The sequence below is a fragment of the Marinospirillum sp. genome (assembly GCF_014859565.1).
This window is the reverse complement of the sequence record NZ_JACUUA010000097.1, coordinates 1-12464: the sequence shown is the minus strand read 5'-3', so window position 1 is coordinate 12464 and position 12464 is coordinate 1. Positions and strand designations below refer to the sequence as shown.

The following is a 12464-nucleotide window of genomic DNA, read 5'->3' as shown; positions in this document are numbered from 1 at the left end:
ATTCTTATCAAGGATCGCATATTTTTTGAATAATTCGCTTCTTTTTCGCTCGAAATATTTTTTTTGTGTTTCAACAAAAAGGTCAAAATCAACTTTTTCAGTAATATTTGAGGCATTAAAAGTGAACATTGTCTGGCCTTTTAATTATTGAAAAATTTCCAATTACAAGCACATCAAAGTCACTGCGCAGAAAACAAGCAATAGCATCATCAGGTGTATTCACTAATGGCATTCCTTTAAGATTAAAAGAAGTATTGCAGAGAACTGGGATTCCTGTTCTCTCATAAAAAGCCTTTAAAAGACCATAGTATTTCTGATTTTTTTTAGTCACGACTTGGGGTCTTGCTGTTTCGTCTACATGGACAACAGCTGGAATTAATTTTTGCTTGTCTTTATTTACAAAAGCAGAAAAATTCATAAAATGCTTATTATCGGCAGTTCCTGTGAAAAAATCAGAGTAGTTCTCATACAAAATACTTGGTGCGATAGGACGCCACATTTCACGCTCTTTTATTTTATTCAGTCGTATAAGGCTCTTCCGTTCTCTTGGATCAGCCAGAACACTTCGATTCCCCAGCGATCTGGGTCCAGCTTCAAAAGCTCCCTGCATCCAGCACACAATATTACCAGATGAAATAGATTCAGCGGTATTAATGAATAATTGATCATCATTCAGTATTTCCCAAGACAGACTGTCCTTGTGCTTTTCAAGAGCTAATACTGCTTCTGTATCAGTAAATGAGGCTCCCAATGAAGCCGTGTCCAATGCTTCAGAAGAAAGGGATCTATTATGCAATATATAATCCAACTCAAATGCAGCGCCGATTGCTGTTCCTCCATCAGATGCAAAAGGAGGAACATAGATATTTTTAAATATGCCAGCGCGTTCGACTTTACCATTAGCAGAGCAGTTCAAAGCAACCCCTCCGGCGATTACAAGATTATCAAGGCCTGTTCTTTCTTTAAGCTCTTCTATAAATCCAATGATCACATTTTCTAATGCACACTGAGCAGAGGCTGCGAAGTTCGCATAACTCATAATCTCATCTTTGTTACCTGACTCATAAGGAAAGCAATTTGTTTCAAAGTAATCGCTCAGCTGTCTTTTTCTGTTATTAATGCTTTCAAATATTGATTTACTGTCTAGCTCTTCTAGTTCTGAATATATCTCACCGCTCCGTGCAGAAGTTATTGGCATTCTCATATTTGGAGTGCCGTAAGAAGAAAGCCCCATAAATTTACCTACTTCACGGTATTTCCCATAAAGGCCTGTGTATCTACAAGCGCTGTCATAAAAAATACCTAACGAGTTAGGTATATCAATAGTCTTGAAGAGGTTAATTTTCCCATCACGAGCGATTCCTAGAGAAGATGAAGAGTCTTCTCCTCTATTGTCCATAACAAGAACTGCCGAATCATTAAATCCACTTAAACGATAAGCGCTTGAAGCATGCGATAGATGATGCGAAATGTAATGAATCGGTGGTCGAATACTGCCAAATATTGAGCTAGGTAGATATCGATCAACATTATCTATTTTGGCGTATTTAGAGCGCTCATGTTCCGGCTCATTATATATCTTTCTTCTATATGACCAATTCATTCCAACTGCAATCGCCTGAATATCTTCTAGTGTGATTTTATTATGGTTAAGGCAGAATTGAATTGCTTCTATAGGGGACTCACCTATTGCCATTTTATTACGACTAAAGCGTTCTTGCTCCGCATATGAAAGTAATACACCATCTTTGATCAAGCAAGCGGCAGAGTCATGATTTCCAATATTTAACCCAACAATATATTTGCTCATAAGTTTTCTCAGTAAACTCTATACTCAGGGATAGGAAGATGTTGCATCAAGCGCTGAACAGAGCAAGTTTAGCAGAAACTTTATTGAGTTGTACTGCTTTTCGAATTTTCGCATGAATCTGCTCGTGTAGTTACTCAATTTCAGACTTTTAAAAGCAGTAAAATGATTATCTTATTATTAATAACGCCTGAAAAGACTTATAAAAAGTACTCCATCTTCTTACTGGATTCATAACATTCAGTGCAATAATTTTTCGGGCCATCCATTGACAAACATCGAGCCATCAATTTTCAGGTGAACTTCAACCATGCGCTCAACTTCACCATCAATTTCAATTTGATTGTCGTAACGCAGAGTCAGGTAATGGAATTGTTGATTCTTAGAACCAATCCAACGACGGCTTAGATCCGGTAAGTTCGCATCGTACATGCCATCCACCAATACATCCGTATATTCAAGTAGCTGAAAACTGGCAGGCAACTGCATCACTTCAAGCTCAGCTCTTGTGTATCCACTGAATACCATCACTGACAGTCCCAGCAACTGGGCTCCTTGTGCAACGACAGCCAAACCTTGTGCTTGCAACATGGGCTCACCACCGAGAAAGGTCACTCCTTCCAGATCATGCAGATGATGCGCATTTTCCAACCATTCGAGAACTGATGACGCCGAAACAAAATCACGCTCAACAAGAGGTAGGTAAGCAGGATTGCAGCAACCACGACAGCGTTTGTTGCACCCCTGCACCCAGATAGCGGCTCTTCGTCCGGGCCCTTCAGCTTCAGTGCAAGCCAGACGGGCTGCTAAATTAAGCCATTCCATAGCTTTACTCCAACTCAAATATCAGTTTTCCGCCAGCAATATGCACCTCGATTGCTTTGCCTCGCAGGTTCTCGGGTGTACCCATATTTTCAAAAATAAAATCAGCAAGGGGGTCAATCAGTTCATTGGTTAGTGCGTTGGGTACACCACGCCCCCCTGTTCCGCGGTCCACTTCTTTGATAATGAGAGACAGAACCTCTGCTTCCTTGACTAGCTTTAAACCGGAAACGCCCCACTTCTCTTTCAACCCCTTTCGCAAGGGCTCCAGCTTGGCACGTGCAATTTCAATTAGAAAGGTGTCATCCAGCATAAAGTTAAAAGGGATGATGTTGGCCTCTCCAATGCGCCCAAGTAGCTCTGGTCGTTTTAGCTCCTGCACGAAATGCTGCCGCACTTTCTGAATGAAGTCATAGGCTACATCGGTACTTTCTGGGTTGACCTCAGCAGCACCGATATTGGAAGTGAACACGATCACAGTATCTGAAAACATGACTGTTTCACCCTTGCCGTCCGTTAAACGCCCGTCTTCAAGAATCTGCAGAAACTTATCGAGGATGCGCGGATGTGCTTTTTCAATTTCATCAAAAAGCAAAAGCGAGAAGGGTCTTTGCTTGACTGCATTCGTCAACTGCCCCCCGGCTTCATAGCCAACATACCCGGGCGGCGCTCCCACAAGTCGCTGGTCGGCATGTTCATGATTAAACTCAGACATATCAAAGCGCAGGCAGGCTTCTTCATCACCGAAAAGAAATTCTGCAATGGATTTAGCTAACTCTGTTTTACCTACACCCGTGGGGCCAACAAAAAACAATACGCCTTTCGGTGTGCGTTGCCGGTATGAATGTTGTAGCCCTGAGAGGCCGGTAAACGCACGTACAAGGATGCGCCTTACCGTCTCGATTGCTTGATTCTGACCTTTTACACGCCACGCCAGGGTTTCTGAAATAGTTTGCAGTTTCTTGTGATCCAACTCTTCCCAGGGGCTATGTTTTCGACCATGGCGATATAGATTAAGCAGTGATACCGGAGTTGAGACCTCTGGTTCTTGGCGTGAAAGTCGTGCCAGGTTATGTATATCACGAATGCTGTGACCTTCCAGCCCATCGACGAAATCAGTTAAGTCTCGCCCTCCTTGTATCAAGGAAGACTGCAATCGAAAGACCTCCTTTAAGCCGAGGATGGCCTTTTCCCGGTCTTGGCGGGGCGGTAATGGAATGGATATTTCCTTGAAGAGGGGGTTGTTCAGATAGAGTGACGGTGGGAGTACATTTAAACCACCGCACAACAGCACCAACATTGACTGTGGCTGAGCAATGGTTGTAGCGTTGGCGATCATGCTTGCATCGCGTGTGGCCTGACCAATGCGCAGTAGCCAGCCCCTTTCATTTTCACTCAATGAATTAGCACTTCCGAAAAGATATTGTGTCCAGTCCAGTATAAAGGCAACTGGCTTTTCGGTTCCTTGCTGTCGTAAACAATGCTCAGCTACTGCCAGTAGATCATCTGCAGTTGCCATCAGGGTTCCGGTGTCTAGGGTCTGGGACGCTGCTTCTTGCGGATCATCACCCATATCATAAGACTCCCCTTTCGGGGGAGCGGAGCTTGCTACAGGTTGGGTAACGGTGCTCTGTAAACGGTTCCAAGTTTTGGCATCAATACCACTGATACCCTTTACGCGGTTCCAGAAAACCACATGCTCATAGCCACGCTGTTTCAGTAGGCTAGTTAACGCCTCGGGCAGTACCACCCACTGTCCCGGCACTTCAGGGCTTGCTGTTAAATCACCAGTGTTGCCATGCAGGATCAAGCCCCGCCGTATTCCACACTCACGCCGAAACTCTTCTTGCCAAGCCGTTGCATTAGAACTCATTTATTTCTCTCCTGCACCGCATCTGGATAGGGGCGCTCATCTTGATCCTTGTCGTCAGGGTTTACCCAGATCACACGCTTGTCACTTAAACTGATTCCATAAGCCTGCTGAAGTGTTGCCATAACAGGCGCTACATCTTTTTCGCAGGTTTTTCCTTTGTATTGATGAAATTTATAACTGAGGTGACCACTTAAATTCACACGAAAATCTGCCTGGGCTCCAGCAGGTCGGCGGGCACGAATCAGTACTTCATCCCGCGCATCTGAAGCAAAGCGTTCAGGAGCATCCACTGCAAACCCAGCTTTTTGTAATGACTGATAGACCGCTCGTACAACTTCCCTTCTCTGGCTCTCATCAACAGCGGCTTCATCCTGCTCTTGCGCTATATCGTTCAGGACCTCAGCCTGTTTTTTAGGTGTCAGCCCAGTTGCATGAGCTAAGGCTTCGCGGAGTTTACTGCCTGCTTCACCGCTGGCATTCTTCGCTTCTTCCGCCAGTTGCTCTCTTTGTAGCGCTAGAGCATCTACAACACCTTCCTGATGAGCCAGGGCTTTTATTTCTTCAAGTTGGCGTGCCGCTTTCTCTTCATAACGAGCCTGAACCTCACGTAAGGCCGCTTCTATGTCTCCGGTGCTGATTTCACCGGGCGGTTTACACAAAAGCTGTTTACGCAGTTCCTGTATTTCACCGAACGCAGCATTGAGTGCGACAGGTGTGCTCCAGCCCGTAAGTCCTTTACGCCATGCCGTTTCAAGCTCTGCTTTCAGTTGATTTTTTCGCTCAGCCTCCTCTTGCTGTGCTTTTCGAAAGGCTTCTGCTGCTGCCCTTTCCGCTTCCTGGTGTGAGCGCTGTCGCTCACGCGCAAAGCGCGGTAACGCATGGAACCTTCCACCGAGAGCGCGACTTCGCTCTCTCACAATAAAAGGATCTGCATCGAGTAGGGCTTCCATGTTGTCCAGTTGTATGCTCAGCTCACGAAATTCCTCTGCTACGACACCTTCCAGTCCTTGCCCCCTGACATCATTCAGGACTCTGCGATAGCGCTCTAAAAAAGGGCGGGTTGTGTCACGAACTCGTTGCCGGTTCAGCTCCTGTTTTCTCTCGCGTTCAATCTGATATCGATACTCATCTGCTCGGCTCATAATGTCACTTCCTCGACTTTTTGTTTTGATTTTTCTTGCCTGGGGAGGACTGCGACTTTCTCTTGGACGTAAAGGTCATTGAATCCTCAACCTTCAAACCCAGTGACAGAGCTTTATTGCGCAGATTAATGTCATTGCTCACAAACAAAACATCGTTGAGTCGGTAGTACAATGCTGTTGAAAGTATTGAGTGGTCTGGCTCATTGGAATTCCATTCAACGGGCAAAAGGTCTTTGCGCTCGCTCTCGTAGCGAATACAGACAGAAAACTCTTCAAGATGGCGAATCGCTCTGCGGGCTTTGAATGCTCTGTCGGCTTCTTGGCTATCCTTCAAACCATCCAATTCGCTTGGAACTAGCCTAGGAACAATGGGTATTACATTTGACTGCAAACTATTAAAAAGCTCATCATGCTCCATTAGCGCACTGGTATCAAAAACGACGAACTGGTGACCCGCCTCCACAGGAGCAAGCTTTTGTTTTGCCAAGAGCTGCCAAGAGTGAAGCCTTTTGCCTAACGTACCCCATTCCGTTACTTTTCGAGACTGCAAGGCAGCAAAATCTTCTGAGGCTTCGTGCCAGATTCGCACGGCATCCAGAGCACCTGGTGTTAGTCCAAAAGTATCGATTTGATTTTTTTCTGCTGCCTCAAGAGCTTGCTCCCCAATATCCCGATAAATAGCCTGAATGGCTTTCTCGATATTCTTTAGTGAGTGCTCTAAAGCATGAGGCCCATAGATGCTTAACTCTTTTAGATGCAGTGCCTGCTGCACCCACTCCTGACAGACTTCATCGGTCAGTAAGGTCTTGGGTACTTTCACATCTGGAAGAAGTGCTCCACGCAGTTGCTTTAAATCTTCTATTTTTGTGAGAGGCACTGCGTTGTTCAGTAGCGCTTTTTGCAACGTTCTGACTTTATCGTGTGACAAGACTTCTTCTATCTGGGTGATTAGCCCGATGAGATTGCTGAGAGTTAGTGGTTCTGCTGACAGCTTGAGAGATTCAAGCAGTGCGTTTTCCAGAGCGGACTCCCATGCCTGTGCCCAGGGATCATCATGAGGAAGCCATAAATGAACGGCTTGTCGAGCCTTTTCAGCTGAATCGATCAGGCTTTCCAATGGCTGATCTAACCGTGAACTCAACCATACCCAAAGATATTCCATAACCTCCTCAGGCCCCTTCCAGGCTAGAGGTAAAAAAGCGATACGGGGATCATCAACAGCCTCAGAGGCAGATTCCAAGAAGTTTTGCAGCTTCTTCCAAAGTTCATTTACTGCTGGTGCCTTCAACGTAACAACTAGATCGCAAATACGGGGCTGTCCAGCCCAATTGAGCTTGAACTTGCCTTCCACTACAGCATGAACAGAATTTTGTGAGGTGTTAGCTAAACTGATACTTCGAAAACCTGCAGTAATCCAAGCAGGAGGTGAAATATGCATCTCCGATAACTGCTGACCAGCATTAACGAGAGTTGGAGTGTCAACGTCAGAAGACAGAATGATCGCTGGCAGCTCTAAATCAATTGATTCCACACCTTGAGCTAGAATAGCCAACCTGGCCTTAACTGGTGTTTTACCTGCATCTGCTACGGGTCTGATTGCACCAACATCACGCAGAAAGCTTGAATCCATGACAGGCAGCAAGGACTTTGTGTCACTTTTCAACCTGTCGGCTAGCATGATATCCCAGATCTGTTCAGGCTGAATCTGGTCTAGCCAAAGCTGTAAAGCAGTATCATGGTTTGCTTGGATAGACAGCGCTGCATCTTCGCTACAAAGGATTTCAAACTTGCGTTCACCCCATTCAGTTGATTGCACCTGGGATATAATCTGATCTACACGAGTAGCTGGATTTTTCCAGTCATAATCCTCATGCTCAATTGCTCGCTCAACCAACGCTAGAGGATTTTTTGGCATTAACTCCAATTCTAGCCCTTCGAAATTCGTTTGAATTTGACTGGAGCTTGCATTTGCATTTTTAATGGCTCTTATCTCATCACTGACTGGGTCATAACGATGCCAGATACTGACTGTTCTGGAGCGCACTGGTAAGCGGTCATCAATTAAAAACTGCTTTCCCTCCCGAGTTAGTTCCAGGTTTGTAAGAGGTGCAGTCAAAGCATCTTGTCCAAAATATCGCGCCAGAGCACCGAGTATGACGAGCTCAGATACGCTAGCCTCCAGCAACTCGCGTACATCGCCTGCACCAAGCTGATTACTAAAGACTCCCAGTAGCGATAAACCCGACTTATCAGTCAGGCTTGTTTCGGGATCGCAAAGCCGTAAAATCATGCGCTCAAATACAGTTGGCTTACGCTCTGAATGGTAGGTCACCTTCGATTCGATCACATATCTCGGCAGAGGAACTGTGTAGTTGCCAAGTTTCATGAGCGGTGCCCCCCAGTGGTTGAGCGTGACTTATTTTTTACATCACGAACTTCTTGTTTTGATTGTTGTGGACCACTAGTAGAATTTTCAGGCCTCATCAGCTCCCTTGCATGAACAAGACGGGCATTACGATCGAGCTGGTCCAGAATATCTTTGTATACTGTGCGCTTAGTGGTGCCTGGGCGATCCATATTTGGCAATTCCACTTCATAAGACTCATACATACTTCGAGCACCGAAAACAACTAGTAACTCCTGAGCACGAGAAAACGCTACGTTAATGAATTCAAACCTGGCAACGTTGGCTTTGCTGGAACGTCGCCGCGGCAGCTTACCGGAGCGCCGTGGATCATAACCATCATGTCGAACCAAACTGACTAAGATGATTGGTTTTTCTTTACCTTGGTAGCGAATCACGGTGTTGACTTCCACATCTAGACAGGCATACCTACCTTGAGCTTCCTTAGGCCTACGACGGCGAATTGCTGAACGAATTTCGCGACATTGGTTGGCATAAAAAGACACAACACCAATTTTACGTTTTTTGGTTCTAGAATAACCCTGTGAAGCCGACTGGAGCTCGATTTGCTCAAGAGTTTCAGCAATCAACTCAGCTTCCAGTCGGTTAGTACGCAGAGGTTGATTGCCCTGCATATCTTCACGATGAATCTGATTGTGGAGATTGTAGGTTGTGTCTACCCATAGCACATGGTCTTCTGGCTTAAGGATTGGTGAGCCCCCTGCAACATTTTCTAATGTCAAATCATGAGTCCGACGCAGCCTAGCGTCTGGGTCATCATCAGGTCGCAGAAGACCACATTCAAGCTGACCTTCATAGAAAGGATTGACCATCCCCATAATTTGAGGGTGCATACGAAACTGTATATTGAGGCGTGCCCTAATTGAGTCATCAGCACTTTCAAAATGTGACTTAAAAAGTGAAGCCGTTACCATTTTTTCAAAACGCTGCAGATTGTCTTTGGTGAGCAAGGATTGAACGGCCTCCTCACTGCTTCCTTCTTCATTTTCCTCAAACTCATCCTGGATGCTGCGTGCATCATCTCCTTCCTGAAACAAAGGGGGGAGCTGGCGATGATCACCCACCAGCACGGCTCGGCGTGCACGCATCAATGGCATGAGCAGCTCCAAAGGCGTGGCTTTACTGACTTCGTCTATGATAGCCACATCAAAACTTGTCTGTCCGACATCGTTCAGGGTCTGTTCGTTTTCATTGCAGGAAATGGCGACCACATTGCAACTGGTCAGGAAATCATTGCCCATCTGCTCCCAGTCTTCTTGAGCTGATTTAGCTTGTTGTAACCCCCCGGCCCACTCCTTCAGTAAACTCTCCCACTCATCTCGCTCTCTTTGGCTTGCCGCGAGCCTCTTTTTCAAAGCCTCAATGGTCTGAGCTACCATGTCCACCTGCTTTGCGATTGATGCATCCGGCATTGCTGGCAGCCTATTCCCTTGCATAATCGCATCATCTTTTAAAAGTTCAGCAGCAATTGCCTCATGCTTTTTGCACCGGCTCCCCAGACTATCAAGATCCTGCAAAGCCTGGTTTATCTGTGATTGCGCAGCTTCCAGCCTCCGGCTGTCTGGCTCGTCAACTTTCGGCGCTTCCAACTCTTTCAAGACTTCAGCTTTCAAGGTTTCCAGTTCACGCTCAACTTCAAAACTCGCTTTATTCAACTCACCAACACAGCTATTAATCTCATCTGCAAGGCGCTTGGCATCTTCAATCGGAGCACACCAAGTTTCTGCCTTTTTAAAAATTCGATAACGCTGCTCATCAAGCTTTGTTTCGGATCCCTGAAGCTCTTTTAGTTGTTTTCTTTTGGCGCGCCAGGGTTCTACGAAAGAGTCATCATCTTCCATCTTTTCTGCCAGAAGACTGACCTCTTTCTTGATTGACTCAATGCGTAATCGTGTTTCCGTATCCTGAAGTGCTCCGTGTTCAGCTTCCTTCAAACGACGAACATCGGCCTCTATACCTTCCCGATCAGATTGAAACGACTGCCAGACATCAAGTAAGTAGCTAAGCATTTTTCCTCGCCCAGCTATATCGGAACGCCAGTCATCTAGTGAGAACCTCATCAAAAGCCCATAGTCTGCACACTTCATCAGACATATCGCGAGCGAATCGGCCTTGGCATCAATATCACGCAGATCAACATGCAGATCCGGTGTATCGCCACTAAGCAGTGCATATACATTTTCTAGACGACCCCTCCGTGCAATGTCCTCATTTATCTCAATAGCAGCCTGATGATAATCTTGCTGCGCCTGCTTGAGCTTAGCTTCAGAATCAGCAAGTTGGCTTTCGAACTTTTTGCGCTGAGCACCCAACTCCTGCTCGTCTTTCAAAACAAACCCAGCTCGCTCGTGCCATGACTGCAATAACCGCAGATCTTCATCCGTGCGGCGCCATGCTGAAAGGCGTGTCTCCACCTGTTTAGACAACGCGTTATAATACCTCTGCATTGAGGCAAAGCCGATAAAGCCTTCACCATCATCGGAAACTTTACTCTGAAAGCGCGCAAGACGTACTGCGCGTAATGAACTATCATGACCGAGTCGATCCAACGCATTATCAACAGCAGTGTGAGCTTGTGATGCAAGTAATACGCGCTGACCACGACGAACCAACTGAATGATTGCCTCTGCGATCACTGTGGTTTTGCCAGTTCCGGGTGGCCCTTGAATCAAACATAGATCGGGAGCAGAAAGAATTTTGACTACTGCTTCTTTCTGAGCAGTATTAAGGTCGGCACGATGCCACTGAGTCACAGCTTCAAGATGCTTGGGGCGTGAAACCTGAGCTGCTTCGAACAGGTATGACGCAAGATAAGGCGCATAGCCAGCCTGTTCCTGCAGCTGCCGCAGTGATTGCTCATGGCGCTTCACTAGGCTCATGTCACCAGTCATAGAAATAGTTAAAAAGCCAGATTCAGGAATACGACTAATGATTTTGTCTCGCTCTTCTATCTCCTCTTGCTCTTCGGAGTTTTCGAGCTTGTTGATATCGTCTTCGGTGGGGAAAATCTCAAGCTCAGCATAACAAGGAGTATCCCAGGTACTTTCACGAATCAGCTCTAGCAGTTTTGTACCTTTAGTGATGGGGTTGATTTTTGGTCGTTTACCTGTTGCCTGCCCGAGCTGGTTCAGTTGCTTTCGATTCTCCTTCTCGGGCGAAGAGAAGACCCAAGGGTTCCCTGAATAGCCCGGTTCAACAGCAATTAAAGTATTTCTACCCAATGCCTTGAGATCCTTTTGTATAGACTCTGCGCTTTCTCCAACCAGAGTAAATACCAGATGGTTGTTTCTCCACTCTCGTTCTATGTAACGTACCCCCCTCATTTTTTTCTGTATGAGTTTTCTTTTCCATGCTAAGAATTCGCTCCACTCCCCAAGTTGACGGCCTGTTTCAAGAGATATAGGTGGCAAGCCTTCAAGAAGCCCTGGAGTCAGAAGATTGTTAGTACGCTCAACACGCGGAGATCCTTGCTCTGATGAAAGGCTGTCATGCACAGCAAAAGCAGTGATCTCTTGCTCGAATGATCTTGCGGAAAGATCTGCGACTTCCATGAACTTGTTGATGATAAAAATTGGTGATGGATGCTCAGCATTCCAGCTACCTATTGCCATAAATGAGCAATGCGGAGGAAAGGGCCAGTTTTCTCTTCCTTCAACTCGAACACGAATAGCCATTTGTGCATAACGGGGATTTTGCTTTTCACGCTCACGATTTGAGATAAATCCATTAAATGGCATGTTATCTACAAAAAGCAAATCAAATAAAACCTCTGCACCATCGCGCCCATCACACAATTTCTTAAAACTTATATGACGACGCTGTATGTCGGCAACAGATCGTTCAAGGAAATTAAAGCTGTTTTTATTTCTCTCTAGCGACAGATATAGATTCATAAATAAATATTCCATCTTAAAGGCTTTAAAGTATGCAGCCTATTGCAATTTCTAGAAAAATTAAAATCCTCCGCGCTTCCAGATTTCATTTTCAGACACACCAAATTCAGATGAAGCTTTTCTTACTGCATCTTCTTTTGACATGCCTTCCGCAATCAATAGGATAATCCTTGCTATAATTTCCACCCAATTCCATACGCTCATTTGTCCACCCTCTTTAAAAGATTAAAAAAATCAAACAAAAATCACTTAGTTGTTAAAATCGCAACATTATTAATTGCATTTGCTTTAAATAAAAATAAAGCCTACTTGCGATTAATTTGCTCACGCAACTCTGCCAGCAAGCCCTTCACTGGCCCTGCTGCTTTATGTTCAAGTTCACTATTCCCGCACTTGGGGCAGTTGCTTACATAGTCGTGGCCTTCGATAAACGCATCACTACGCGGCGCAAAGGTTTTGCTCCAGCCGCACTGTTTGCAGATCAGTTCAAAAGGCTGAGGTT

8 protein-coding genes are annotated in these 12464 nt (G+C 45.5%); all 8 read right to left on the bottom strand.

The annotated features are described in order from the left end of the window. Positions 1–115 precede the first annotated feature (115 nt). The gene (locus IBX50_RS12115; protein WP_292256190.1) at positions 116–1810 is read right to left on the bottom strand and encodes a carbamoyltransferase C-terminal domain-containing protein; all 1695 of its coding nucleotides are present in this window, start codon (positions 1808–1810) and stop codon (positions 116–118) included. A 237-nt stretch (positions 1811–2047) separates the two neighbouring features. Then, positions 2048–2632: a 4Fe-4S single cluster domain-containing protein gene (locus tag IBX50_RS12110; RefSeq protein WP_292256188.1), complete on the bottom strand. Its 585-nt coding sequence runs from the start codon at positions 2630–2632 to the stop codon at positions 2048–2050. A 4-nt stretch (positions 2633–2636) separates the two neighbouring features. Beyond that, positions 2637–4502, bottom strand: a complete 1866-nt coding sequence (locus tag IBX50_RS12105; protein WP_292256186.1) for an AAA family ATPase — start codon at positions 4500–4502, stop codon at positions 2637–2639. Beyond that, positions 4499–5644 (bottom strand): hypothetical protein, encoded by a 1146-nt coding sequence (locus IBX50_RS12100; protein ID WP_292256185.1) that lies wholly within the window; start codon positions 5642–5644, stop codon positions 4499–4501. The genes IBX50_RS12105 and IBX50_RS12100 overlap by 4 nt, the downstream gene beginning before the upstream one ends. Positions 5645–5648: 4 nt before the next feature. Beyond that, positions 5649–8030: a PIN domain-containing protein gene (locus tag IBX50_RS12095; RefSeq protein WP_292256183.1), complete on the bottom strand. Its 2382-nt coding sequence runs from the start codon at positions 8028–8030 to the stop codon at positions 5649–5651. Beyond that, complete coding sequence (locus IBX50_RS12090; protein ID WP_292256181.1) at positions 8027–11962, bottom strand: AAA domain-containing protein; 3936 nt, start codon at positions 11960–11962, stop codon at positions 8027–8029. Before IBX50_RS12090 ends, IBX50_RS12095 begins: the two co-directional genes overlap by 4 nt. Before the next feature lie 60 nt (positions 11963–12022). Further along, positions 12023–12166, bottom strand: coding sequence for a hypothetical protein (locus IBX50_RS12085; protein ID WP_292256179.1), 144 nt, complete (start codon positions 12164–12166; stop codon positions 12023–12025). A gap of 101 nt (positions 12167–12267) precedes the next feature. Further along, positions 12268–12464, bottom strand: a 197-nt coding sequence (locus IBX50_RS12080; protein WP_292256178.1) for a hypothetical protein, incomplete at its 5' end; no start/stop codon positions are given.

What these genes read in the sequence shown, in the direction of transcription:
- IBX50_RS12115 (WP_292256190.1), bottom strand. Translation starts at nt 1,810, where the DNA reads ATGAGCAAATATATTGTTGGGTTAAATATTGGAAATCATGACTCTGCC.
- IBX50_RS12110 (WP_292256188.1), bottom strand. Translation starts at nt 2,632, where the DNA reads ATGGAATGGCTTAATTTAGCAGCCCGTCTGGCTTGCACTGAAGCTGAA.
- IBX50_RS12105 (WP_292256186.1), bottom strand. Translation starts at nt 4,502, where the DNA reads ATGAGTTCTAATGCAACGGCTTGGCAAGAAGAGTTTCGGCGTGAGTGT.
- IBX50_RS12100 (WP_292256185.1), bottom strand. Translation starts at nt 5,644, where the DNA reads ATGAGCCGAGCAGATGAGTATCGATATCAGATTGAACGCGAGAGAAAA.
- IBX50_RS12095 (WP_292256183.1), bottom strand. Translation starts at nt 8,030, where the DNA reads ATGAAACTTGGCAACTACACAGTTCCTCTGCCGAGATATGTGATCGAA.
- IBX50_RS12090 (WP_292256181.1), bottom strand. Translation starts at nt 11,962, where the DNA reads ATGAATCTATATCTGTCGCTAGAGAGAAATAAAAACAGCTTTAATTTC.
- IBX50_RS12085 (WP_292256179.1), bottom strand. Translation starts at nt 12,166, where the DNA reads ATGAGCGTATGGAATTGGGTGGAAATTATAGCAAGGATTATCCTATTG.